The sequence below is a fragment of the Bradyrhizobium sp. DOA9 genome (genome assembly GCF_000617845.2).
In the GTDB taxonomy this organism is placed as follows: domain Bacteria; phylum Pseudomonadota; class Alphaproteobacteria; order Rhizobiales; family Xanthobacteraceae; genus Bradyrhizobium.
Genome location: NZ_DF820425.1, coordinates 2858423 through 2882040 on the forward strand (window position 1 = coordinate 2858423; position 23618 = coordinate 2882040).

Below are 23618 nucleotides of genomic sequence, written 5' to 3' on the forward strand. Positions count from 1 at the left end.
GGCCGCCTACTTCCGCGATCGCGTCGTGCCATTGTCCTCCGCGGCCTGCCGGCGCAGGAACGCCTCGACGTCGGCCTGCACGGAGTAGGGCGTCGGGATCGCATCGCCGGCGGAATCGACTGCGGTGTCGAGGCTGCGCCGCAGCAGGCGTGCCAGCTCGGCCTTGCGATAGGGCTTGCGCAGCAGCGGCGCGCCCATCGTGGCGCGTCCCTGCGTATGCAGCGAATCGTAGGCGTAGCCGGAGGTGAAGAGGACCCTCAAGGACGGCCGCGCGGCCACCATCTGCTCGGCGAGCTCGCGTCCGTTCATGCTGCCGGCCATCACGATGTCGGTGAAGAGCAGGTCGAACGGGGTGCCTTCGGCCGCGATGGCGAGGGCCTCGGTCGCATCGGCGGCGGGGATGACCTTGTAGCCGAGCCCTTCGAGCTGGACCGTGACGTAGTGGCGGACGTCGCGGTCGTCCTCGACACAGAGGATGGTTTCGGTCCCGCCGACGATCTTGCGATCGTCGTAGCCGGTCGGGCGCAGCGTGCTCGCCTCCGCCTTCGGCAGGTAGATCGTGAAGACGGTGCCGCGCCCTTCCTCGGAGGCGACCTTGATCCCGCCGCCGGACTGCTTGACGAAGCCGAACACCATGCTGAGCCCGAGTCCCGTGCCTTTGCCGACCTCTTTGGTCGAGAAGAACGGATCGAAGATGCGATCGAGAATGGCCTGCGGAATGCCGGTACCGGTGTCGGCAATCTCGATCTCGACATAGTCGCCGGCATAGCCGGCACCGACTGCCAGGGCCTCGCGCACGCCGAACACGACGTTGCGCGTCGTCAGCGTCAGCCTGCCGCCGTCCAGCATGGCATCGCGGGCATTGATGGCGAGGTTGAGCAGCGCGGAGCTCAATTGCCCGCGATCGGCGTAGGCCAGCCAGACATTGCCGCCCAGCTTCGTCACGATCTCGATCTTCTTGTCGAAGGTTGCGAGCAGCAGCTTGGCGAGCTCCTCGATGAGCGCGTTGACGTCGATCTCGGCCGGCTGCAGCGCCTGCTTGCGGGCAAAGGAGAGCAGGCTCGACGTCAGTGCGGCGCCGCGATCGGCGGCCTCGCTGATCAGCTTGGTGATGGTCGAAAGTGGCGGGTTGTCCTTGACGGCGTCCGCGAGGATCTCGATCGTGCCCGTTATCACCGTGAGCATGTTGTTGAATTCATGCGCGATGCCGCCGGTGAGGTGCCCGACCGCCTCCATCTTCTGGGACTGGATCAGCTGCTCCTCGGCGGCACGCTTCTGGGTGATGTCCCTGACGAAGGTGTTGATGATGGTGCGCCCTCCGATCCGCAATACCGCGCTGGAGGCCTCGACCAGGATGCTGTCGCCGTTCCTGTGAACCAGGGTGACCTCGAAGCGCATGCCGGCCGGCGCGGCGGACAATTCCGGAACGAGCCGCGCCATGCGTTGCCTGAAGCCGGCGCGCAGCGGCTCGGCGACGAGAAGATCGACCGCATCGGCACCGAGCGCCTCCTGCCGCGTCCATCCGGTCAGCGCCTCCGCCTGAAAGCTCCACTCCAGTACGGTGCCGTTCTCGTCGATCTGGATGAAGGCATCGAGCGCGGTCTTGATGACGGCCTGCATCATCTGCGCGTTGGCCTGCGCCTGGCCGGCCAGCAGCTCGGCGGTGGTTGTTTGCCGCGACGCCTCGATCGCGCGGGCGCAGAGAGCGGCGAGCAGCACCGCAGCGGCGGCGCTGACCAGGAGGGCGAGGAGCTGGGCCGTGCCGAATTCCGCGCTGCCAGTCGCCAGGGAGGCGGCGAGGAAGGCTGCAGCAGTCACGATGGCCTGTGCGGCCAACGCGAGGGTCAGAAGCCTCCTGAGTTTCATGGTCTCACACCAAAGACGCCGGCCGCCCCTCGAGCTTCGGGCATCATGTGAGCTACAGACTCGGCGCTCCGGCGTCGAGGGGCAATTGCCGGTGGTGCGGGACGGGCCGTCTCAACCCGCCGGCGTATCGGTCTGGCGCAGCGTCGTTACCCAGATCACGCGCGCCACTTGCTGGGTCGGGTTGTCGAACATGTGCGGCACGATGCTCGGAAAACGAAAGCTGTCGCCGGCTTCCAGCACATGGGCCTGGTTGTCGAGCCACAGTCGCAGGCTGCCCGAGAGGATGTAACCGGCCTTTTCGCCGGTGTGCTGCAGGAAGTCGGTGCCGGAGGAGGCGCCGGGGTTGAGCGTGAGCTCGTAGAGCTCGAGCTGGCCCTTGCCTTCCGGCGTCAGCGCTTCCTTGACGACGCCGCTGGCGGTGAGCCGCAATAGCCGCCGGTTGGACTTGCGCACGATGTAGCGCGGCGCATCCGTGGGATCGCTGCTCTCGAAGAAATACGAGATGGGGACGTCGAGCGCGATGCCGAGCAGGCGCAGCGTGCGGATCGACGGCATCGCGCGCGCCCGCTCGAGCTGGCTGATCATGCCGGTGGACAGGCCGGTCTTGTTGGCGACGTCCTGGATCGAGAGGCCGGCGCGCTGCCGCAGCAGCCGCACGGTTTCGCCCAGGCGCTGGTCGACCGCGTCGTCGGGCTCGGCCGTCGCGAGATCCTTGGGGCCGTTCGTGCTGCCGCGACCGTCCATGTCGCTTCTCCCAATGCATCATCTGCCCGCGACCGCGTGGGTCCGAGCTTCAGTCAGAGTGAAAAGATTGCGCATACTAGCAATGCGATTGACAGCTGTATTTAACCATGATGAAAATTTGGCACAATAATTTAGAAGCACTAAAGCCCACTCCTGTCCCTTTTGCCGGGGTCTCGGGGGCGCGGGAGACGGTGCCGCGTGCGGAAACGGAGAGTGGGTCATGGCGGACGACACCGGCAAGTTCGGCGTTGGGGCAGGGCATCTCGGCATTCCGAATCGCCGTCAATTCTTCCAGCTCGGCGCAGGCGCGGCGGCGGGATGGACCCTTTCAGGGAATGCCTTCGCGCAAACCGAACGTCCCACCAATCCCCCCGACAAGCCGCGCGGCCAGGTGATCGCGGCGCTGTCGCAGGAGCCGACCGTCTTTCATCCCTTGATGCCGGGCATCGAGGTCGATCAGGGCATCTGGTGGCAGGTGTTCTCGCCGCTCTGGTTCATCGAGCCCGACGGCAAGTTCGTCCCCGACCTTGCCCGCGAAGTCCCGACCATCGAGAATGGCGGCCTGTCGGCCGACGGCCTGACCTGGAAGATCAAGCTCCGCAGCGACGTGAAGTGGCACGACGGCACGCCGTTCACGGCGGAGGATGTCAAGTTCTCGATCGAGCTGATCAACAATCCCGATTTCCGCGCGCGCAGCCGCGTCGGCCACAGCCTCGTCAAGGACATCAAGATCGTGGCGCCCGACGAGATCCATTGGCGGATGGAAGCGCCCTATTCGCCCTACATGTCGATCCTGGCGTCGCTCACCTTCATCGTGCCGAAGCACATCCTGGAGAAGGTGTCCGATCCGAATTCGTCGCCGTTCCACAATGCGCCTGTCGGCACCGGGCCGTTCAGCTGGGGCGAGCGCGTGCCCGGCGACCACATTCAGTTGAACGCCTATGCCGGCTATCATGGCAAAGGACCTTACCTCGAACGCGTGGTCTTCAAGTACATTCCCAGCCTGACCGTCCTCTACACCCAGTTCCGCACCGGGCAAGTCGATTATACCGGCCTGCAAGGCATTTTGCCGAACTTCGTGCAGGAGGCGAAGACGCTGAAGGGCCGCAAGATCTTCGTCTCGTCGACGTCGTCGGTGGAGCACATCGCGCCCAATCTGGAGTTCGGCCCCTTCGCCGACCGCGCGGTGCGCGAGGCGCTCTATCTTGGCATCAACAAGCAGGCGATCATCGATGCGCTGAATTACGGCCTGCCGACGCAGACCGAGAGCTTCGTGCCGCAGCAGGCCTGGTCGTTCCAGCAGGGCCTGCCGCAGCACAAATACGATCCGGCCAAAGCCAATGCGCTGCTCGATGCCGCGGGGTGGGTGCGCGGCTCGGGTGGCGTGCGCGAGAAGGGGGGCGTGAAGCTCGAATTCACCAATTCGACCACATCGGGCAATGCCGTGCGCGAGCAGACCCAGCAGCTCCTGATCCAGGACTGGCGGGCGATCGGCGCGAGCATGCGCGTCAACAACATGCCAGCTGCGGTGATCTGGGGCGATTTCTGGCAGCAGTCGAAGTTCAACTCGGTGATCGTCGGTGTGAACTTCATGCTGGGGAGCGACCCCGATGTGACGCCGCGCTTCGGCTCCGGCGCCACTCCCGCCAAGGGCGGCCGCGGCTACAACACGTATCAATATCAGAGCGCGGAGGCCGACCGTCTGTTGTCTGAAGGCGCCAAGCAATTCGACCTGGCGCAGCGCAAGGTCACCTATGGCGAGCTGCAAAAGCTGATCCGCAACGACCTCGCCATCCTGCCGCTGTTCCAGGGCTTCATCGCCGAGGGCATCAAGGAAGGGCTGCAAGGCTTCCGTCCCAACATCAATATGTCGATCAACAGTTGGAACATGCGCGAATGGTATTGGGCGTGATGCGTCCAATACGCTGGATCGCCTGAGATGGCCCGCTACGTCGTCAATCGCCTGGCGCAGGCGATCATGCTGCTCGTGATCGTCTCGGCGATCGGCTTCGCCCTTCTGCATCTGGCGCCCGGTGGTCCGCTGTCGCAATTCGCGGCGTCTGGGCAGATGACGCAGGAGGATCTTGACCGCGTCACTCGGCAGCTCGGGCTCGATCGTCCGTTGCCGGTCCAGTATCTCGATTGGTTCGGCCGTATGCTCAAGGGCGATTGGGGCAAGTCCTACCGCGACGGCGAGGCGGTGCTGTCGGTGATCTCCTCGCATCTCGGCGCCACGCTGGAGTTGATGGCGACGGCGACCATCACCGCCGTGCTGCTGGGCTGCTGGATCGGCATATTGGGTGCGCTCCGGCGCTATTCGCTGTTCGACTCGCTCGCAACCGTCGGCGCCATGATCGCGCTGTCGATCCCGACCTTCTGGTTCGGCCTCGTCACCATCTACGTCTTCTCCGTCAAGCTCGGCTGGCTCCCGGCGGGCAACCGGCACACCATTGGCGACGGCTCCTTCCTCGACCTGCTGCATCATCTGATCGCGCCGGCGATGGTGCTGGCGCTGGTCGAGACGGCGATGTGGGGCCGCTTCATGCGCTCCTCCATGCTCGAGGTGATCAACCAGGATTACATCCGCACCGCGCGCGCCAAGGGCATGCCGGAATGGCGCATCCTCACCGTGCACGCACTGCGCAACGCGCTGCTGCCGATGATCACGGTCGCGGGCCTGCAATTTCCGACATTGCTCGGCGGTGCGCTGGTGACCGAAACCGTGTTCACCTGGCCCGGCATGGGCCGGCTGTTCCTGGATTCGATCGGCTATCGCGACTATCCTGTGGTGATGGGCATCCTGATGTTCTCGGCGATCATGGTGCTGATCGGCTCGCTGATCGCCGACATGCTCTATGCCGTCGTCGATCCACGCATCCGGGTGGGCTGAAGCGATGGCGACCGCAGTCTTCTCCGCCGCCCAACCCACGCCCAGCCAAGGCGCCTGGCGACGCTTCTGCCGGCATCGGCTGGCGCTTGCCGGCGCGCTAGTCATTATGGTCCTCGTCCTCGGCGCGGCGTTCGGCCCCTACCTGCTGCCGTTCGACGACACCTATATCGACATCCTGAAGCGGTTCGCGCCGCCGCTCTCGGGCGCGCACATCCTTGGCACCGACGAACTCGGCCGCGACGTGCTGGCGCGATTGATGATGGGCGCGCGCGTCTCGCTGTCCATCGGCTTCGTCGCGATGGTGATCGCGACGGTGGTCGGCATCGTCGTCGGCGCCTTTGCCGGCTTCTATGGCGGCGTCGTCGGCGCGGTGCTGATGCGGCTCGTCGATGCCGTGCTGTGCTTTCCGACCATCTTCCTGCTGCTGGCACTGGCCGCGCTCACCGAGCCCGGTTTCGTCACCACTACCGTGCTGATCGCGGCGACCGCCTGGATGTGGGTCGCCCGCGTCGTCGAGGCCCAGGTGCGCTCGCTGCGGGAACGCGAGTTTGCAGTTGCTGCACTTGCCTTCGGCTCGTCGAACCTGCGGATCATGTTCCGCGAGCTCGTGCCCAATGCGATCGCGCCAATCGTCGTGGCGGCGACCCTGAACGTCGCCAAGGCGATCCTGCTCGAATCCTATCTCAGCTATCTCGGCTACGGGGTCCAGCCACCCGCCGCGAGCTTGGGCAATATGCTCAACAACGCACAGATTTATCTCACCAGCGCGCCGTGGCTGGCGATTGCGCCCGGAATTGTCATCACCCTGGCGGTGACCAGCTTCAATTTCCTCGGTGACGGCCTGCGCGATGCGCTCGATCCGCGCATGAACATCCCGTGACGAAAAGACGCGAACTGACCTCCAGGAGTGCCCCATGTCCCCGCCGCTGAACCGAATAAATAGCGATGAACGCCTGCCGGCGCAGGTGGATGTCGTCGTCATCGGCGGCGGCGTCATCGGCGTGTCGGCGGCCTATCATCTGGCGAAGAAGGGGCACTCCGTCGCGCTGATCGAGAAGGGCCATGTCGGCGGCGAGCAGTCGAGCCGCAATTGGGGCTGGTGCCGCCAGCAGGGCCGCGCCCGCGAGGAGATCCCGCTCGCGCGCGAGGCGCTGCTTCTATGGGAGGACATGCAGAACGATGCCGGCGTCGATGCCGGCTTCCGCCGCACCGGCGTGTTGTTCCTGACCAGGAGCAAGGACGAGCTCGCAAGCTGGGAGCGCTGGGCCGCGGTTGCGCGCGAGATGCAGGTCCACTCCACCGTCCTGACGCCGGCCGAGGTCGCCGAGCGCATGCCCGGTAACGCCGACACCTGGGTCGGCGGCCTGCACACGCCGAGCGATGGCCGCGCCGAGCCGTCGATGGCTGTCCCTGCGCTCGCCACCGCCGCGCGCAAGCACGGCGTCACCATCCATCAGGGCTGCGCCGCGCGCGGGCTGGAGGCGACGGGCGGGCGCGTCAGCGCGGTCGTCACCGAGAAGGGCACCATCCGCACGCAATCCGTGCTGCTGGCGGGCGGCGCGTGGTCGTCGCTGTTCTGCCGCCGCCACGGCATCGAGCTGCCGATCGGCCTCGTCAACGCCACCGCGTGCCGGACCACGCCGGGACCGGAGATCACCTCCGGCGCGCTCGGCACCGACTTCTACTGCATCCGCCGCCGCCTCGACGGCGGCTTCACGCTGGCGCTGCGCAACCGCGGCACGGTCGAGCTGTCGCCGGACCTGTTCCGTTACGCGCGCACATTCTGGCCGACCTATCAGCATCGCAAAAACGGATTGAAGCTGTCGTTCGGCAAGTCGTTCTTCGATCAGCTCATGCGCGGCACCAGCTGGGGTTTCGACAAGCCGTCGCCGTTCGAGGCCGAGCGCGTGCGCGATCCCGCGCCCGACATGTCGCTGGTCAATTCGGCGCTGGCGGCGCTGATCAAGTCGAATCCGGAATTGAAGGATATCGAGATCGCCGAAGCCTGGGGCGGCACCATCGACTGCACGCCCGATACGATTCCAGTCATCTCGCCGGTCGATGCGCTGCCGGGTTTCTTCCTCGCGACCGGCTTCTCCGGCCACGGCTTCGGCATCGGTCCCGCCGCCGGCAAGCTCGCCGCCGACCTCGTGACCGGCGCGACGCCGCTGGTCGATCCCGCCGCCTACAGCCACAAGCGCATGATCGACGGCCGCCGGCTTGCGCCGGTCAGCCCGTTCTGAGGCGGGCATGACGGTTCTCTACAAGGCCAACATGGTGCGCGGTGCCGAGTGGGCACGCTTCTTCGCGGAGCGTGCACCCGACATCCCGTTCCGGCTCTGGCCCGACATCGGCGATCCCGCCGACATTCGCCATCTCGTGGCCTGGGTCCCGCCGGACGATATCGCGACGACCTTTCCCAATCTCGAGCTGGTCTTCTCCGTCGGCGCGGGCGTCGATCAGTTCGATACCTCGAAAGTTCCGACGCACATCCCGCTGGTCCGCATGCTGGAGCCCGGCATCGCCGAGACCATGGTCGAATACGTCACCATGGCCGTGCTTGCCCTGCATCGCGATCTCCTCGATTTCATCAGCCAGCAGAAGCAGCAGGTTTGGCGCGAGATCCGGATCACGGCGGCGAGGCGCCGGCGTGTCGGCGTGATGGGGCTCGGCCAGCTCGGCCAGGCCGTGCTGGAACGGCTCAAGGCGTTCGGCTTTCCGCTTCTTGGGTGGAATCGTTCGCCGCGCGCGATCGAAGGCGTCACCTGCTACGCCGGTGCGAACGCACTGCCGGAATTTCTGGCGCAGGCCGACATTCTCGTCTGCCTGCTGCCGCTGACGGATCAGACGCGCGGCATTCTCGATGCCGAGCTGTTCGCGCGCCTGCCGCGCGGGGCAGGGCTCGTCAATGTCGGGCGCGGCCCGCATCTCGTCGAGGCCGATTTCCTCGCGGCCCTCGACAGCGGCGCGCTGTCAGGTGCGGTGCTCGACGTCACCGATCCCGAGCCGCTGCCGGCAGGTCACCCGTTCTGGAGCCATCCGCGCATCCTGCTGACGCCGCACAATGCCAGCATGACCACGCCCGACACGGCCGTCGATTTCGTGCTCGACGTCATCGCCCGTCACCGCCGCGGCGAGGAGCTGCCGGGGCTGGTCGATCGCAGGCGTGGGTACTGAGGCATGATGGGAACACCGGTGCAGCCACAGGCGCGGTTCACCTCTCCCGCTTGCGGGAGAGGTCGGCGCGTAGCGCCGGGTGAGGGTTCTCTCCTCTGGGGGAGCCTTCGTTGTCGAGACACCCTCTCCCCAACCCTCCCCCGCAAGCGGGGGAGGGAGCGCACCTTCTTCGCGGCAGGCCTTGAGGTCCACCTATGACCAGCGCCGTGACCAAACCCATTGCCGCCGAAGCCCCCGTGCTCTCGGTCGCCGGCCTCACCACCTCCTTCATGCTCGATCGGCAATGGATTCCCGTCGTTCGCAACGTCTCGTTCGACATCGCGGCCCGCGAGACCGTCGCCATCGTCGGCGAGTCCGGCTCCGGCAAGAGCGTCACCGCGCTGTCGATCATGCGGCTCGTTCCAAACGAGATCGGCCGCGTCGAGGGCCGGGTCATGCTGGCGGGACGCGATCTGCTCGCGCTGCCTGAGGCTGATATGAAGGACATCCGCGGCAACGACGTCGCCATGATCTTCCAGGAGCCGATGACGAGCCTCAATCCGGTGCTCACCATCGGCTTCCAGATCGCGGAGGCGCTGATCCAGCATCGCGGCCTGTCGCGCGCGGCGGCGGAGGCCGAGACCATCCGCCTGCTCGATCGCGTCCGCATCCCTGCGGCGGCATCGCGCTTCCACGAGCATCCGCATCGCTTCTCCGGCGGCATGCGCCAGCGCGTGATGATCGCGATGGCGCTGGCCTGCAAGCCGAAGCTTCTGATCGCGGACGAGCCGACCACCGCGCTCGACGTCACCATCCAGGCGCAGATCCTCGAGCTCTTGAAGGAGCTTCAGCAGGAGGAGGGGATGGCGATCCTCTTCATCACCCACGACATGGGCGTGGTCGCCGAAATCGCGGACCGCACCGTGGTGATGTATGGCGGGCAGGCGGTGGAGACCGATGCTACCCCGCGCATTTTCGCCGCGCCTCTGCATCCCTATACGCGCGCGCTGCTCGCGGCCGTTCCGCGGCTCGGCTCGATGGACGGTCGGACGCGGCCGATGCGGTTTCCGATCGTCGACAAGGTGACGGGCGCGGCGGACGAGCCGGCCGAGACGCCCGATACGGTCTTGCCGGCCCAGCGGCCTTTGCTCGAAGTCTCGAACCTCACGACGCGCTTTCCGATGCGCTCGGGCCTGTTCGGCAAGGTCTCGGGCCGCGTCCATGCGGTCGAGAACGTCTCCTTCACCTTGCGCGCCGGCGAGACGCTGGCCCTGGTCGGCGAATCCGGCTGCGGCAAGTCGACCACCGGCCGCTCCATCCTGAAGCTGACGGAGCCGGACAGCGGCACCGTCCTGATCGACGGCCAGGACGTGCTGGCCATGAACGGCCGGGCTCTGCGCGATGTCCGCAAGCACATGCAGATCGTGTTTCAGGATCCGTTCGCGAGCCTCAATCCGCGCATGTCGGTGGGAACGGCGATCGCTGCCCCCTTGCTCGCCAACGGGCTCGCGACGGCGTCGCAGGCGCGCGACAAGGTCGCCGACCTGCTCGTGCGCGTCGGCCTTTCCGCCGACATGGTCGCGCGCTTCCCGCACGAATTCTCCGGCGGCCAGCGCCAGCGCATCTGCATCGCGCGCGCGCTCGCGCTCGGGCCGAAGCTGATCGTTGCGGACGAGGCGGTCTCCGCGCTCGATGTCTCGGTCAAGGCGCAGGTCGTCAATTTGATGCTCGACCTGCAGGCCAGCATGGGCCTCGCCTATCTCTTCATTTCCCACGACATCGCCGTGGTCGAGCGCATGAGCCACCGTGTCGCCGTGATGTATCTCGGCGAGATCGTCGAGATCGGCCCGCGCGCGGCCGTGTTCGGCAATCCGCAGCATCCCTACACGAAAAAGCTGATGGCCGCGGTGCCGGTGCCGGACCCGTCACGCCGCCGGGCGCGGCGCAACGCCTCCAACGACGAGATCAGAAGCCCGGTGCGCGCGCCGGATTACCAGCCTCCGGTGCGGCAATATCGCGAGGTCTCGCCCGGCCATGTCGTACAGGTCTGGGGCGAGGAGTGGTCTGGCTGAGGGTACCGTTCGCCTGCCAAATGACTTGCACGAAGTCCCTCAGCTTCTTTTCGAGTAGCGCGCAGCATTTAATTGCACTATAAGTAGTGCAACATAAGATTGCTTTGCGTTGCCAATTCAATACTCGAGACGGATTTCAACGGTGGGTGCGATGTGGCATGGCGTAACCCCGGTTTCATCGATGCACGATCCAATCCTGTACGAAAGCCCTGAGCCAAAGGATGTGCTCGTGGCAAACGCGGGACCGGGCACGATCGTGGCAAGAGCTTGGTCAACTACCCACGCCGACGGGATCCCAAGCAGTCAGATCGAGCTTCGGCCAGGAGATCAACGGGTCCTGTCCGGCTGTCTTATTCGTGCCAAGCATCAACCGCCCGGCGATCTCGCGGCCGTGGCATGGAGGATTCTTCAATAGGGAGGACCTATGAGCAAGTTTCCTCAAGTCCGCATACTGCACATCTCAGACATCCATTTTGGGTCCGACCATTTCTGCCAACATTCCGGTTCAGGGGCGAACGCTGGAATTCCCAAACTTTGGGAACTCATCGCAAACGATCTCGGCAGCACCGACTGGAAGGAATTCATTTGGGCAAATCAATCCGACTACGATGAGCCCACTCGTTTGATCCTGGTCGTTTCAGGGGACTTGGCTCACACCGCAGATCCAAAAGAATTCCAAAGTGCCTACGAGTTCATCCAAAACCTGATCAAAAATCCCATACTGGGCACCAAGGTTACGCTTCAAGACGTCTTTGTCGTGCCCGGAAATCACGACGTCGTATTCAATCAAAGCGATCCCGAACATCGCTTCATCCCTTATTGCAATTTCTACAACAAGCTCTTCCGAGAGATTTCAGAGGTTCGGCCATTCGTTCTTGCCGAAGACGCCGACAAGCTCACGCAGGTTCGTGCGTTTCCGAACGACCGCCTGCTCGTGGCCGAGATAAACTCGAGCTACTATGTAGAGAGGGACACCTTCGACGAGAGCAGGGGACAGGTAGACTATAAGGCCATCGCTTCGCTAAGACGCGGCTTGGAGCGGGTGGCTTCAGAGACTCCAGATTCCAAAGAATGGCTGAAGGTTGCGGTTGTTCACCATCATCCCGTTCTCCTGCCGTCTTTCATCGAGGCAGACAGAGATATTGACGCCATCCTCAACGCGGGATCGCTCTTGACGCTTCTTCGAGAGCATGGCTTCCAACTCGTTCTTCACGGTCACAAGCATTTCCCGCAGGTGTTTTCGTACGATCCCGATCCGGCGTGGACGGCGCCTAACACACCAACACCCCGACCTCAGTTAATCGTCGCTGGCGGTGCCGCTGGTAGCAAGACGCTGCCTCAGGCGGGGTTGAGGTCCAACACCTACAATCTGATCACGGTAAAGTGGAATCCGGGCGCGCTGCAATCCAGGGTGCAGATTGTCACGCGCGGCTTGAATAGATGGGGCCCCGGGAGTGACCTGGCTCCGGATCAATGGAATTGGCGGACCCTTCGCGTCTACGACAAAGTCATGTCGCCTTACGAGAGTTTGCCGCTTCCTGGGCAGTCGCGCCGGATTGACTTTCCCGCGCCTCCCGACTCGCTCGAAACGGGGCGAAAGAAGGAGTACGAGCGGCTCAACTGCAACATGCCTGTTGTGGAAGTCCTTCCATCTCTGATGCCCGGCCAAGGATACGAAGCCCGCGCTTGGATCGTGCCGCACCCCGGCCACAAGAATTATCCAAAGGAGGTTTTGTGGTCGGCGGGCCCGAAATTCAAACGACAGATATCGAGCGCGGACGCATCGTCCAACTTCTGCGTCTCGTTCCACTATTGGGGCCCGATGGAGATCCAGGCCGAGCTGAGATTCGAAGACAGGGCCGAAACAACTTACCTGTACGCGCGGCTGCCGGATGCAATTACCCGTCGATGAAACGCCTCCGCCGGCATGGCCTCTGCCCCAATCGCTCGCTCACGAATTCACGTGCACGAAATCGCGCAGCAGCGGATAGATCTCGTTGTTCCAGCGCTTGCCGGAGAACACGCCGTAATGGCCGACGCCGGCCTGCATGTGGTGGACGCGGCGATAGGCGCGCACGCCGGTGCAGAGGTCTTGCGCGGCCAGCGTCTGGCCGATCGAGCAGATGTCGTCCTTCTCGCCCTCGACCGTCATCAGCCCCATGCGGCTGACCGCCCTGGTGTTCACGGGACGGCCGCGATGCATCAGCTTGCCTTGCGGCAGGAGGTGCTCCTGGAATACGTCGCGCACGGTCTCGATGTAGAACTCGGCCGGCAGATCCATCACGGCGAAATATTCGTCGTAGAAGGTCTTGATGGTCGCGGCCTTGTCCTTCTCGCCCTTGGCGATGTGGTTGGCGAGGTCCATGTGCTGCTTGATGTGGCGCTCGAGATTCATCGAGACGAAGGCGGTGAGCTGCACGAAGCCGGGATAGACTTTCCGCAAGGCGCCGCGGCATTGCATCGGCACGTAGTTGATCAGATTGCGCTCGAACCATTCGATCGGCCTGCTCTTGGCGAACTCGTTGACCCTGGTCGGCTGGATCCGCGTGTCGATGGGACCGGCCATCAGCGTCAGCGTCGCCGGGCGCGAGGGATGGTTGTCCTCGCACATGATCGCGGCGGCCGCGAGCGCGGAGACGGACGGCTGGCAGATCGCCACCATGTGCGGGCGCGGACCGAGCTGCCCGAGGAAATCGATCAGATGCTCGGTGTAGTCGTCGAGCCCGAAGCGGCCCTCGCTGCGCGGAATGTCGCGCGGATTGTGCCAGTCGGTGATGTAGACGTCGTGGTCCTGCAGCAGCGTCTTGACGGTGCCGCGCAGGAGCGTGGCGAAGTGCCCGGACATCGGCGCCACCAGCAGCAAGCGCGGCTGCTCGCCGACGCCGTGCTTCTTGAAGCGCAGCAGCGAGCCGAACGGCGTCGCGTAGGCGATCTCCTCGCTGACGGCGACCTCGCGGTTGCCCACCATGACGCTGTCGATGCCGTAGGCGGGACGGTCATAGGTGAGGGTGGAGCGCGAGATCAGCTCCAGCGCGGCCGACAGCCGGCCAACCACCTGGTCCGAATGGCCCTGAGGCACCAGATGGAGGAATTTCAGCGCGGACGAAGCCCCCGCGCGCCATGGCGCCGTCAGGTCCATGTGGTTCTGAAAAGCCTGATAGTACATCGACATCATACTGAAATGCCCATCCCGTCCCGTGCTGCTATGCAATAAGGACGCCAGTCGGCGACCGGCTCCCCCGCGCAAAACTGGCACGTCGCTTGCTGCGCATGCGGTGGAAGCACAGGCCACGGGCAGGCCCGGCCGATGTCGGGACCAGGGAAAGGGTCATATGGCGAAGGCGACACTGACCATCAGCAGCAAGAACTACTCGTCCTGGTCGCTGCGTGGCTGGCTACTGACGAAATTTTCCGGGCTCGATTTCGAGGAGATCGTCACCGCGCCGGACGATCCGTCGGCGCGGGCCGAGATCCTGCTGCTGTCGTCCTCGATCCTAGTGCCGTGCCTGCGGCACGAGGGCGCCGTGGTCTGGGATACGCTGGCCATTGCCGAATATCTCAACGAGGCGATGCCGGACGCCGGCCTGTTGCCGGCCGATCGCGTCCAGCGCGCCCATTGCCGCTCGATCTCAGGCGAAATCCATTCCGGCTTCACCACGCTGCGCGCCTCGCTGCCGGTCAACCTGAAGGGACACTTTCCCGGCTTCAAGATCTGGTCGCGGGCGCAGGCCGACATCGACCGGGTCTGGTTCATCTGGCGCGACTGCCTGGAGAAATCGGGCGGCCCCTTCCTGTTCGGCGAGAAGCGCACCATGGCGGATGCGATGTACGCGCCGGTGGTGACGCGCTTCGTGACTTACGACGTCAAGCTCGCGCCGCCGCTGAAGGCCTACGCCGACACCATCATGGCCATGCCCGAGATGCAGGAATGGATCGCGGCGGCGAAGGAGGAGCCGGCCGAGATCGAGGAGCTTGAGGTCGAATATTAGGCAAGCGTCGCCCGGCCCTGCCTGTTTCGGGGGCGGCAGCCCTCCCGCTGGGACCGCAGCGCTATGCCTTTGCAACAATTAACCTTTGGACCCGGGGACCGGCGCCCGCGCTCCGGCCCGCTGCGCAGATATTGTGCGCGCCTGACGAGCCGCATCGAGATCTAGCCGTGAACAGATGCGGACAGGGCGCTTCGACTGATTCGGACGTGATTCGTTCGGGCCGCGTTCCGAAGGTTAAAGCGGAGCGCGGCCCCGTCGCATTTTGAAACAGAGAACGCCTTCAGGCCGCCCCGCGCTGCTTCACGCGCGGCAGGCGCCAGCCGATCACGGTCGCTTCCACCGCAATTCCGGCCTCGTGGTTTTGCCAGCGTCCCTCGACATAGCGGCAGGCGAACGGCAGTTGATATGTCCCGCTGTGATCCTCGCACAGCACTTCGAGAGGCAGGCCCGGCGGTGGTTCTCCGGCGCCGTCGAATTCCGCCAAACGTCTATCGCGCGTTGCCATTCCAATATTCTCCCCTAAACAAAGCCGCGGACAGAGCGCCCACTTCTTCCGCGCGCGGATCATCGTTCCCCGTCCCAGGGAACGGACGCAAGCTCAACGCGAGAATGCGGTGCGAGTGTGGTAGCTTCAATCGGCTGCGCGCAAACAGCGCACATTGCTGTGATCGACTGGCGAGGAACCTTCATGCTGCTTCGAAACGCCGGCATTTGTTTCGCAACGTTGCTGCTCGCGGCGCTGGCGCCTCTGCCCGTGCTCGCGCAGGACGTGCCCGGCATCGAGATCTGCACGGTCGAGAAGACCATGGAGCGTCGCACCAGCTGCCTGCAGAGCAACGTCGACTTCCTGCAGAAGACGATCACCAAGCTCAGCCTCGATCATCAGCAGAAGCTGGATGCGGCGGGTCGCCAGATCGATGCGTTGAAGACGACCATCGCCGGCCTGCAGAAGACGCTTCTCGATCTCCAGGCCGCGCAGGCGAAGACCGCCGAGGACTTGAAGAAGAAGCAGGACGCGCCGCCGGCGAAGGACGCCGCGAAATAAGCGCGCCGGTCACGTCACGCGATAGCGCTCGATCACGCCACGATCGGGCTCGTAGCCGAGCCCTGGGCCCGAGGGCACCGCGACATGGCCGCTTGTATCGACATCGGCACGGCCGCCCCAGAGGCAAGCCTCGCGTTTCAGATAGAACACCTCCACCAGTCCGTCGTCGCGGGTCGCGAGCAAATGCAGCGTCGCCAGCAGGCCCGGGCCGAAGTAAGGCGAGTGCGGCACGATCTTGATGCCGGACCGATCGGCCAAGGCTGCGACCTTCAGGAATTCCGTGATGCCGCCGACCTTGGTCACCGAGGGCTGGGCGTGGCTGACTGCGCCCGCCTCCATCATCTGGCGGAATTGATATACGGTGCAGGCATTCTCGCCGGCGGCAATTCCGAGCCCGCTCTTGCTGCGCACCTCGGCAAGCGTGGCGAAATCTTCCGGCGGCCAGACCGGCTCTTCCAGGAACATCGGCTGTGCATCGCGGCATGTCGTCGCGAAGGCGATCGCCTGCTCTCCGGACAGCGGGCAGTTCATATCGACCATCAGTGGAATGCTGGGGCCGATCGCCTCGCGCGCGGCGAGCACCGCAGGCGTCGTGGTCTCGTGCAGCTTGATCGCGCCATAGCCGAGTGCGAGCGCCTTTCGGCATTCGGCGGCGATGTTATCGGGGGAGCCGATCCGGAGCAGGCTCGCGTAAGCCGGAATCGCCGTGCGCCTGATCGTGCCCAGCAGGCGATGCAGCGGCACGCCCTTGATCTTTGCAGCGAGGTCCCACAACGCGATATCGAGCCCGGAGATCGCGAACATCGTGATGCCGTAGCGGCCGAACAGATGCAAATTGCGCTGGATCTGCTCCATCGCCGCTGGAATGCCGGCCGCATCGGGCACCTTCAGCCCGCGGGCCTGCGGCGCGATCATCTCCTCGACGGCGCTGCACGTCGTGCGCGGACAGACATAGGCGAAGGCATCGCCCCAGCCGGTCAGGCCGGCATCGGTCGTGACCTCGACGAGGACCATGTCGAGGGCCGTGATGGCGGAAGCGCCCTGGCGGAAGCTCGCGACACCGGAATCATAGGGGATGCGGATATGGTGCGCCCGCACATCGGTGATTTCCATGACGCGGGTTCCTCTTTCTCGTGAGCGGTTCGGACGAGTGTAGCCACGAACACCGGGGCGTTGCCAGCGGTCGTTGGCCGGCTATCCTGATGCGAAGGACAGCAATGCCGATCAAGCAGGGCGATGCCGAGCGGCGCATCATCGCCGCGCTTCGAACGAGGGCCTGAACCACCATGAATCCAGCCCAGCGCGCACTCTGGTACATCGAGAGCCATCTGGCCGAGCCGATGACGCTCGACGAGATCGCTGCGATCTCGGGCGTGTCGCGGTTCCACATCGTGCGTGCGTTTGCCGCAGCGGTCGGTCTGCCGGTGATGCGCTACGTGCGTGCGCGGCGGCTGAGTGAGGCGGCGCGCAGCCTGGCAAGGGGCGCTCCCTGCATCCTGTCACTGGCGCTGGAGGCGGATTACGGCTCGCACGAAGCGTTCACCCGCGCGTTCCGCGACCAGTTCGGCACCACGCCCGAAGCGGTGAGGGCGGCAGCGTGCGTCAGCAACCTCAATCTTCAGGAGCCGATCCTCATGGACTCCACGATGCTCGATACTCTCGCCCCACCGCGTTTCGAGACCGCCAAGGCCTTCCTGGTCGCCGGTCCCGCCGAGCGCATCTCCTGCGACAACGGCGCCATGATCCCCGGTCTATGGCAGCGCTTCAATCGGGAGGTCGCCGACATTCCCGCGCGCGTCGGGAACGTCGCCTATGGCGTCTGCTGCAATGGCGATGACGCCGGCAATTTCGACTACATCGCCGGCGTCGAGGTCGCCGATTTCTCCGACCTGCCGCGCCGCTTCGGGCGGATCCGCATTCCGGAGCAGCGTTATGCGGTGTTCGCGCACAAGGACCACGTCGCCTCGATCCGCCGCACCGTAAACACGATCTGGAATCAATGGCTGCCCGCATCTAGCCTGGAAGCCGCGGACGCGCCGAACTTCGAGCGCTATGACGAAAAATTCGATCCGGCGACCGGCAACGGTGGCTTCGAAATCTGGATACCGGTCACAGAGTAACACGCAACGCTGGCATACCGTCCCGCTTGCTTGGCAAGCCCGAGTGACTTTGCCATAACCGCAGGCAAATCTTGCCTGCGGGGGCCCGTGCCGGAGATCCCGTGCAAGCCATAACAATCAGCCGGGAGGGTCCGAAATGTCCAACGTCCGCGTTCTCGCCACCGACCTCGAATTTCCCGAAGGGCCGGTCGTGATGCCGGACGGCTCGGTGGTGCTGGTGGAGATCCGCGGCCAGCGGCTGACGCGCGTTTATCCCGACGGCCGCAAGGAGATCGTGGCCAAAATTCCCGGCGGCCCGAATGGCGCCGCGCTCGGACCCGACGGCAAAATCTACATCTGCAACAACGGCGGCTTCTCCTGGATTCCGGCCGGCAAGATGATCATGCCGGGCCCGCAGCCGGACGATTATCTCGGCGGCGCGATCCAGCGCGTCGACCTGCAAACCGGCAAGGTCGAGACCGTCGTGAGCAAATGCGGCGCGCACGATCTGCGCGGGCCGAACGACCTCGTCTTCGACAGGCACGGCGGGCTCTGGTTCTCCGATCTCGGCAAGCGCCGCGCGCGCGAGATGGACGTCGGCGGCATGTATTACCTCAAGCCCGGCATGAGCGAGATCGTGGAGGTCGTGCACGGCATCTTGCCGGCAAACGGCATCGGCCTGTCGCCGGACGAGAATATTGTCTACATCGCGGAGACCCCGACCGGGCGGCTCTGGGCCTATGAGCTCTCGGCGCCGGGCGCGCTCAAGCCGCGCGATCCGATCTATCGCGGCGAGCGCGGCAAGCCGATCTGCGGCCTCGGCGGCTACCAGATGTTCGACTCGCTCGCGGTGGAAGCTGGCGGCAATGTCTGTGTCGCCACGCTCGTCTCGGGGTGCATCTCGGTGATCGCGCCCGACGGCACCCTGGTGGAACAGGTCCCGACCGGCGACCGCGTCACCACCAACATCGCCTTCGGCGGCCCCGAGCTGAAGACCGCCTATATCACGCTGTCCGGCAAGGGCGAGCTGATCGCGATGGACTGGCCGCGCGGCGGATTGCCGCTCAATTTCCTAAACACGTAAACGGTGCTAGTGACCGTCATTGCGAGCGAAGCGAAGCAATCCAGGAATGCGTCCGCGGTGACAGTCTGGATTGCTTCGTCGCTTCGCTCCCCGCAATGACAACGGAGAGAGACTTCAATGCCCTGGCCCGATCCCATCACCCTGCGTGGGCAGCACGCCCGTCTCGAGCCGCTGTCGCATGATCATCGCGAGGGGCTGGTCGAGGCCGTCAAGGACGGCGAGCTGTCGAAGCTGTGGTACACCGCGATCCCGCTGCCGGAGAACATGGGCAAGGAGATCGACCGCCGCTTAGGCCTGCAGGCTGCCGGCTCGATGCTGCCGTTCACCGTGTTCGACGCCGGCGGCACCATCGTCGGCATGACCACCTACATGAACATCGATGCCGCCAACCGCCGCGTCGAGATCGGCTCGACCTGGTACGGCAAGAGCGCGCAGCGCGGCCCCCTCAACACCCAGTGCAAGCTGCTGCTGCTGCGCCATGCCTTCGAGACGCTGAACTGCATCGCGGTCGAGTTCCGCACGCACTTCTTCAACCACCAGAGCCGCCGTGCCATCGAGCGCCTGGGCGCCAAGCAGGACGGTATCCTGCGCAGCCACCAGATCGCGCCGAACGGAACGTTGCGCGATACCGTCGTTTACAGCATCACCGCCGCCGAATGGCCGACGGTGCAGGCGCATCTGGAATTCCAACTCAACGACAAGCCGCGCTAGGGGCGGCCGAGGGACCATGGATAGATTTGACTATGTGATCGTCGGCGCGGGCTCCGCCGGTTGCGTGCTCACCAGCCGGCTCAGCGAGGATCCCAACACCAGTGTCTGCGTGCTCGAGGCGGGCCCTTCCGACTGGCACCCCTACATCCATCTGCCGGCGGGCTTCATCAAGACCTTCCACATGAAGAGCATCAACTGGGCCTATCAGCAGGAGCCGGGGCCCTGGACCGGCGGGCGCAGCATCTACGCGCCGCGCGGCAAGACGCTCGGCGGCTCGTCCTCGATCAACGGCCACATCTACAATCGCGGCCAGCGCATGGATTTCGACACCTGGGCGCAGATGGGCAATCGCGGCTGGGGCTATGCCGACGTGCTGCCTTACTTCCGGCGGCTGGAGAAGCGGGTCGGGGAGGGCGAGGACACCTATCGCGGCCGCGACGGCAACCTCATCGTCACCACCATGAACTGGCGCGATCCGCTCTGCGAGGCGTTCATGGAAGGCGCGGTCTCGCTCGGCATTCCCCGCAATCCCGATTACAATGGCAAGACCCAGGAAGGCGTCTCCTACTGCCAGCGCACCATCAACAACGGCCTGCGCGTCTCCGGCGCCACCGCGTTCCTCAAGCCGGCGATGAAGCGGCCCAACGTGCATGTGCATACCCATGCGCACGCGACCGAGATCATCTTCGAGGGCAAGCGCGCGGTCGGCGTGCGCTACATGAAGGGCGGCCGCGGCGGCACGCCGGTCGAGGTGCGCGCCAACAAGGAAGTGATCCTCTCCGGCGGCAGCTATAATTCGCCGCAACTGCTGCAGCTTTCCGGCATCGGCTCGCCCGACCTGTTGCAGCAGCACGGCATCGCCGTGCGTCACGCGCTGCCCGTCGGCGAGGGCCTGCAGGACCACTACGCCCCGCGCACGGTGGCGCGGGTCAAGGACATCAAGACTATCAACGAGCTCCGCCGCGGCTGGCGTCTCTGGGTCGAGGCGATGAAATGGGCCACTGCGCGCCGCGGCCTGCTGTCGCTGTCGCCGACCATGGTCTATTGCTTTTGGCATTCCGGCGAGAGCGCCGAGAGCTCCGACCTGCAGCTCACCTTCACGCCGGCTTCTTATAAAGAAGGCGTGCAGGGCCAGCTCGAGGACGAGCCCGGCATGACCGTGGCCTCCTGGCAGCAGCGCCCCGAGAGCCGCGGCTATGTCCGGATCCGCTCATCCGATCCGTTTGCGGCGCCGATCATTCAGACCAATTATCTCGACGCCGAGCTCGACCGCCGCGTCATCGTCGGCGGCATGAAGCTCGCGCGGCGCCTCTTGAAGAGTGCGCCGCTCTCGCCCTATTACGCCTACGAGGATTTCCCCGGCCCCAACGTCAACACCGACGACGAATTCCTGGCCGCCGCCACCCAGCGCGGCACCACCACCTTCCACCCCGGCTGCACCTGCCGCATGGGCCCGGCGGACTCGACGTGGGCGGTGGTCGACGACCAGCTCCGTGTCCACGGCCTCGAAGCCTTGCGCGTCATCGACGCCTCCGTCATGCCGCGCATGATCTCGGCGAATTTGAATGCATCAACGATGATGATCGCCGACCGCGCCTCGGACCTGATCCGCGGCAAGCAGCCGATGGAAGCCGCAAGCATTCCGGACGCGGCGGTAGCGTGAGCAGCGCAACTGCGTAGGGTGGGTTAGCGAGCGGCCGCGCAAAAGCGCGGCCGTTTGCGTAACCCACCACTTCTCCCGATGTGGAAACAAAAGAGGTGGGTTACGCTGACGCTAACCCACCCTACGAGACCGGCTGTGTCGCTGCTCCGTCAATCCCCTCCCGCGAAAATATTCCACTTTACCGAAATTCGGAATTGCGGCATAACCGCAAACAGCCCGGCCCACGAAGAGGGGCGGTTCGCGAGTCGTTCGAAACGCGGGCCGGGTTGCGGTGGACGCGGCAGCGTCGTGCGCGAGAGGCGCGGGCAGGGCGGGTAGTCCCTGTGAGCCCGAGGCTTCGTGCGGACGGGCGGCGCTGCTAGGTTCGTCTCGTCTGTAAGTTTCCGGCTCCGGCGACAGGGTCGGGAATACTGCAGGTGAATGGCGGACCGTGCGTACGGCAAAACCGTGTGGTCCTGGCCGTCGTTGCTACGGTCAAGCTGCTTGCGGAGATGTGCGCGAGCCCAACCGGGCAGACGGCATCGTCAATTCGCGGGGCGAGGGAGGCCAGAAGGAATTCGGCTCCCGGGAGAGCGCGGCATAAGCCGTCCGACCATCGCGCAGGGAAGGCCGAGTGTTCGGCGACACCTGTATGCTGCTGTGCGGTTTCTCTGCGTGTGCTTTTCGCGCAGCAGACCGCGGGTGCCCGTCGGCACCCGGTCTTCCCTGCGCCCTCTTTCTTTTGGGGCGATGGAATGAAGCAAAGCTCGGGCGAGATGAGCCGCGAGGCTGCGAAGGTGTGTCTGCGATTCAATGCGAATTGAAGAATGTGCTGTCGAAACTTGCTCCGTCATTGCGAGCGCAGCGAAGCAATCCAGAATCTCTCCGCGGAGGGATTCTGGATTGCTTCGTCGCAAGGGCTCCTCGCAATGACGGGGAGAGAGCGTGCGGCGAACCCCGCTCTCGTGCCCCGGACGCAGCGCAGCGTCCCTTTGACGGTGCGCTGCAGAGCCGGGGCCCATGTCGCCGTATTGTGCCGTGCCGCGTTCTGGTCCCGGCTCTGCGCAGCAGCGTTTCACGCTGCAGCGCGTCCGGGACACAAAACCTACACTTCCCGTCGGCTCAGGAACGCCAGCCGCTCGAACAGATGCACGTCCTGCTCGTTCTTCAAGAGCGCGCCGTGCAGCGGCGGGATCAGTTTGCGCGGGTCGCGTTCGCGCAGCTGCTCGACGCTCATGTCCTCGTTGAGCAGCAGCTTGAGCCAGTCGAGCAGCTCCGAGGTCGACGGCTTCTTCTTCAGGCCCGGCACCTCGCGCACCTCGAAGAAGATGCGCAGGGCTTCCTCGACGAGGCGCTTCTTGATGCCGGGGAAGTGGACGTCGACGATGCGGCCCATCGTGTCGGCGTCGGGGAACTTGATGTAGTGGAAGAAGCAGCGGCGCAGGAACGCGTCCGGCAGCTCCTTCTCGTTGTTGGAGGTGATCATCATGATCGGGCGCTGCTTGGCCTTGATCGTCTCGCCGGTCTCGTAGACATGGAATTCCATGCGGTCGAGCTCGAGCAGCAGGTCGTTGGGGAATTCGATGTCGGCCTTGTCGATCTCGTCGATCAGGAGCACCGGGCGCTGTTCGGCCGTAAAAGCCTCCCACAGCTTGCCGCGCTTGATGTAGTTCCGGATGTCGGAGACGCGCTCATCGCCGAGCTGGCTGTCGCGCAGGCGCGACACCGCGTCGTATTCGTAGAGGCCCTGCTGCGCCTTGGTGGTGGACTTGATGTGCCAGGTCAGGAGCGGCGCGTTCAGCGCCTTCGCCACTTCCTCGGCCAGCACCGTCTTGCCGGTGCCGGGCTCGCCCTTCACCAGGAGCGGGCGCTCCAGCACGATCGAAGCGTTGACGGCGACCTTGAGGTCATCGGTCGCAACATAGTCCTTGGTGCCGGTAAATTTCATTGCGCGTCCTTGTTGGTCGTCGTCGCGAGGCTGTTTGCATCGGTCACGACAAGCGAACGGCCGCTCGCGGCGGCCGTTCCCGGTTCGGTCAGGCTTTCAGACCCGTTTTATCAGCGAAAGGATGACGAGCACAATCACCGCGCCGATCGTGGCATCGATGATGGCGCCGACCGTGCCGGTTGCCAGCTGGATATGCAGCTGCGGCAGCACCCAGCTCGCCACCAGCGCGCCGATGATGCCGACGACGATGTTGCCGACCAGCCCAAATCCCGCCCCGTGGACAATCTTGCCCGCGAGCCAGCCTGCGATCGCGCCGATGATGAGCGCTGCGAGAATTCCCATTGCAAACGTCCCCCAAAACAACCCCTTGTG

The 23618-nt window shown here is 64.8% G+C and carries 20 protein-coding genes; 13 read left to right on the forward strand and 7 right to left on the reverse strand.

Annotated features, from left to right (window positions below):
* Nucleotides 1–6: 6 nt before the first annotated feature.
* Nucleotides 7–1866, reverse strand: a complete 1860-nt coding sequence (locus tag BDOA9_RS13300) for an ATP-binding protein (protein ID WP_025034431.1) — start codon at nucleotides 1864–1866, stop codon at nucleotides 7–9.
* A gap of 111 nt (nucleotides 1867–1977) precedes the next feature.
* Nucleotides 1978–2610, reverse strand: coding sequence for a cupin domain-containing protein (locus BDOA9_RS13305; RefSeq protein ID WP_025034432.1), 633 nt, complete (start codon nucleotides 2608–2610; stop codon nucleotides 1978–1980).
* A gap of 220 nt (nucleotides 2611–2830) precedes the next feature.
* On the opposite strand from BDOA9_RS13305, the gene BDOA9_RS13310 reads away from it, so the two are divergent.
* The 7 genes from BDOA9_RS13310 (at nucleotide 2831) to BDOA9_RS13340 (ending at nucleotide 12640) form a co-directional block, all read left to right on the forward strand.
* Complete coding sequence (locus tag BDOA9_RS13310) at nucleotides 2831–4522, forward strand: peptide ABC transporter substrate-binding protein (protein ID WP_025034433.1); 1692 nt, start codon at nucleotides 2831–2833, stop codon at nucleotides 4520–4522.
* 27 nt (nucleotides 4523–4549) lie between these two features.
* The gene (locus BDOA9_RS13315; RefSeq protein ID WP_025034434.1) at nucleotides 4550–5500 is read left to right on the forward strand and encodes an ABC transporter permease; all 951 of its coding nucleotides are present in this window, start codon (nucleotides 4550–4552) and stop codon (nucleotides 5498–5500) included.
* 4 nt (nucleotides 5501–5504) lie between these two features.
* A complete protein-coding gene (locus BDOA9_RS13320) occupies nucleotides 5505–6380 on the forward strand; it encodes an ABC transporter permease (RefSeq protein ID WP_025034435.1) in 876 nt (291 codons plus the stop codon).
* A 34-nt stretch (nucleotides 6381–6414) separates the two neighbouring features.
* Nucleotides 6415–7743, forward strand: coding sequence for an NAD(P)/FAD-dependent oxidoreductase (locus BDOA9_RS13325; protein WP_025034436.1), 1329 nt, complete (start codon nucleotides 6415–6417; stop codon nucleotides 7741–7743).
* A 7-nt stretch (nucleotides 7744–7750) separates the two neighbouring features.
* Nucleotides 7751–8677, forward strand: coding sequence for a 2-hydroxyacid dehydrogenase (locus tag BDOA9_RS13330; protein ID WP_025034437.1), 927 nt, complete (start codon nucleotides 7751–7753; stop codon nucleotides 8675–8677).
* A gap of 269 nt (nucleotides 8678–8946) precedes the next feature.
* Nucleotides 8947–10728 (forward strand): ABC transporter ATP-binding protein, encoded by a 1782-nt coding sequence (locus BDOA9_RS13335; protein ID WP_244521582.1) that lies wholly within the window; start codon nucleotides 8947–8949, stop codon nucleotides 10726–10728.
* Nucleotides 10729–11152: 424 nt separating this feature from the next.
* A complete protein-coding gene (locus BDOA9_RS13340) occupies nucleotides 11153–12640 on the forward strand; it encodes a metallophosphoesterase family protein (RefSeq protein WP_025034439.1) in 1488 nt (495 codons plus the stop codon).
* Between the two features lie 39 nt (nucleotides 12641–12679).
* Here the strand turns inward: BDOA9_RS13340 and BDOA9_RS13345 are convergent, their stop codons facing one another.
* A complete protein-coding gene (locus BDOA9_RS13345; RefSeq protein WP_025034440.1) occupies nucleotides 12680–13903 on the reverse strand; it encodes a polyhydroxyalkanoate depolymerase in 1224 nt (407 codons plus the stop codon).
* Nucleotides 13904–14060: 157 nt separating this feature from the next.
* Between BDOA9_RS13345 and BDOA9_RS13350 the strand changes: the two genes are divergently transcribed.
* On the forward strand, nucleotides 14061–14717 hold the full coding sequence (locus tag BDOA9_RS13350; RefSeq protein WP_025034441.1) for a glutathione S-transferase family protein: 657 nt from the start codon (nucleotides 14061–14063) through the stop codon (nucleotides 14715–14717).
* A 280-nt stretch (nucleotides 14718–14997) separates the two neighbouring features.
* On the opposite strand, the gene BDOA9_RS13355 is transcribed toward BDOA9_RS13350, so the two are convergent.
* A complete protein-coding gene (locus BDOA9_RS13355) occupies nucleotides 14998–15222 on the reverse strand; it encodes a hypothetical protein (RefSeq protein WP_024339451.1) in 225 nt (74 codons plus the stop codon).
* Between the two features lie 183 nt (nucleotides 15223–15405).
* On the opposite strand from BDOA9_RS13355, the gene BDOA9_RS13360 reads away from it, so the two are divergent.
* On the forward strand, nucleotides 15406–15762 hold the full coding sequence (locus BDOA9_RS13360) for a hypothetical protein (RefSeq protein ID WP_025034442.1): 357 nt from the start codon (nucleotides 15406–15408) through the stop codon (nucleotides 15760–15762).
* A 9-nt stretch (nucleotides 15763–15771) separates the two neighbouring features.
* On the opposite strand, the gene BDOA9_RS13365 is transcribed toward BDOA9_RS13360, so the two are convergent.
* On the reverse strand, nucleotides 15772–16875 hold the full coding sequence (locus BDOA9_RS13365; protein ID WP_025034443.1) for a mandelate racemase/muconate lactonizing enzyme family protein: 1104 nt from the start codon (nucleotides 16873–16875) through the stop codon (nucleotides 15772–15774).
* A gap of 173 nt (nucleotides 16876–17048) precedes the next feature.
* On the opposite strand from BDOA9_RS13365, the gene BDOA9_RS13370 reads away from it, so the two are divergent.
* From BDOA9_RS13370 to BDOA9_RS13385, 4 genes are all read left to right on the forward strand, one after another.
* Nucleotides 17049–17882 carry an AraC family transcriptional regulator gene (locus tag BDOA9_RS13370; protein ID WP_025034444.1) on the forward strand — a complete coding sequence of 278 codons (834 nt, stop codon included), beginning with the start codon at nucleotides 17049–17051 and terminating at the stop codon, nucleotides 17880–17882.
* A gap of 136 nt (nucleotides 17883–18018) precedes the next feature.
* Nucleotides 18019–18945: an SMP-30/gluconolactonase/LRE family protein gene (locus BDOA9_RS13375; protein ID WP_025034445.1), complete on the forward strand. Its 927-nt coding sequence runs from the start codon at nucleotides 18019–18021 to the stop codon at nucleotides 18943–18945.
* Between the two features lie 117 nt (nucleotides 18946–19062).
* Nucleotides 19063–19656, forward strand: coding sequence for a GNAT family N-acetyltransferase (locus BDOA9_RS13380; RefSeq protein ID WP_025034446.1), 594 nt, complete (start codon nucleotides 19063–19065; stop codon nucleotides 19654–19656).
* A 16-nt stretch (nucleotides 19657–19672) separates the two neighbouring features.
* A complete protein-coding gene (locus tag BDOA9_RS13385) occupies nucleotides 19673–21319 on the forward strand; it encodes a GMC family oxidoreductase (protein ID WP_025034447.1) in 1647 nt (548 codons plus the stop codon).
* Between the two features lie 1084 nt (nucleotides 21320–22403).
* On the opposite strand, the gene BDOA9_RS13390 is transcribed toward BDOA9_RS13385, so the two are convergent.
* Together BDOA9_RS13390 and BDOA9_RS13395 are read right to left on the reverse strand one after the other, a co-directional pair.
* Nucleotides 22404–23246 carry an AAA family ATPase gene (locus BDOA9_RS13390; RefSeq protein ID WP_025034448.1) on the reverse strand — a complete coding sequence of 281 codons (843 nt, stop codon included), beginning with the start codon at nucleotides 23244–23246 and terminating at the stop codon, nucleotides 22404–22406.
* A gap of 96 nt (nucleotides 23247–23342) precedes the next feature.
* Entirely contained in the window at nucleotides 23343–23588 is a 246-nt protein-coding gene (locus tag BDOA9_RS13395; RefSeq protein WP_025034449.1) for a GlsB/YeaQ/YmgE family stress response membrane protein, read from the reverse strand.
* Nucleotides 23589–23618: the final 30 nt, after the last annotated feature.

Excerpts from the sequence above, each read along its gene's own strand:
- BDOA9_RS13300 (WP_025034431.1), bottom strand. The coding sequence starts at position 1,866 with ATGAAACTCAGGAGGCTTCTGACCCTCGCGTTGGCCGCACAGGCCATC.
- BDOA9_RS13305 (WP_025034432.1), bottom strand. The coding sequence starts at position 2,610 with ATGGACGGTCGCGGCAGCACGAACGGCCCCAAGGATCTCGCGACGGCC.
- BDOA9_RS13310 (WP_025034433.1), top strand. The coding sequence starts at position 2,831 with ATGGCGGACGACACCGGCAAGTTCGGCGTTGGGGCAGGGCATCTCGGC.
- BDOA9_RS13315 (WP_025034434.1), top strand. The coding sequence starts at position 4,550 with ATGGCCCGCTACGTCGTCAATCGCCTGGCGCAGGCGATCATGCTGCTC.
- BDOA9_RS13320 (WP_025034435.1), top strand. The coding sequence starts at position 5,505 with ATGGCGACCGCAGTCTTCTCCGCCGCCCAACCCACGCCCAGCCAAGGC.
- BDOA9_RS13325 (WP_025034436.1), top strand. The coding sequence starts at position 6,415 with ATGTCCCCGCCGCTGAACCGAATAAATAGCGATGAACGCCTGCCGGCG.
- BDOA9_RS13330 (WP_025034437.1), top strand. The coding sequence starts at position 7,751 with ATGACGGTTCTCTACAAGGCCAACATGGTGCGCGGTGCCGAGTGGGCA.
- BDOA9_RS13335 (WP_244521582.1), top strand. The coding sequence starts at position 8,947 with ATGCTCGATCGGCAATGGATTCCCGTCGTTCGCAACGTCTCGTTCGAC.
- BDOA9_RS13340 (WP_025034439.1), top strand. The coding sequence starts at position 11,153 with ATGAGCAAGTTTCCTCAAGTCCGCATACTGCACATCTCAGACATCCAT.
- BDOA9_RS13345 (WP_025034440.1), bottom strand. The coding sequence starts at position 13,903 with ATGATGTCGATGTACTATCAGGCTTTTCAGAACCACATGGACCTGACG.
- BDOA9_RS13350 (WP_025034441.1), top strand. The coding sequence starts at position 14,061 with ATGGCGAAGGCGACACTGACCATCAGCAGCAAGAACTACTCGTCCTGG.
- BDOA9_RS13355 (WP_024339451.1), bottom strand. The coding sequence starts at position 15,222 with ATGGCAACGCGCGATAGACGTTTGGCGGAATTCGACGGCGCCGGAGAA.
- BDOA9_RS13360 (WP_025034442.1), top strand. The coding sequence starts at position 15,406 with ATGCTGCTTCGAAACGCCGGCATTTGTTTCGCAACGTTGCTGCTCGCG.
- BDOA9_RS13365 (WP_025034443.1), bottom strand. The coding sequence starts at position 16,875 with ATGGAAATCACCGATGTGCGGGCGCACCATATCCGCATCCCCTATGAT.
- BDOA9_RS13370 (WP_025034444.1), top strand. The coding sequence starts at position 17,049 with ATGAATCCAGCCCAGCGCGCACTCTGGTACATCGAGAGCCATCTGGCC.
- BDOA9_RS13375 (WP_025034445.1), top strand. The coding sequence starts at position 18,019 with ATGTCCAACGTCCGCGTTCTCGCCACCGACCTCGAATTTCCCGAAGGG.
- BDOA9_RS13380 (WP_025034446.1), top strand. The coding sequence starts at position 19,063 with ATGCCCTGGCCCGATCCCATCACCCTGCGTGGGCAGCACGCCCGTCTC.
- BDOA9_RS13385 (WP_025034447.1), top strand. The coding sequence starts at position 19,673 with ATGGATAGATTTGACTATGTGATCGTCGGCGCGGGCTCCGCCGGTTGC.
- BDOA9_RS13390 (WP_025034448.1), bottom strand. The coding sequence starts at position 23,246 with ATGAAATTTACCGGCACCAAGGACTATGTTGCGACCGATGACCTCAAG.
- BDOA9_RS13395 (WP_025034449.1), bottom strand. The coding sequence starts at position 23,588 with ATGGGAATTCTCGCAGCGCTCATCATCGGCGCGATCGCAGGCTGGCTC.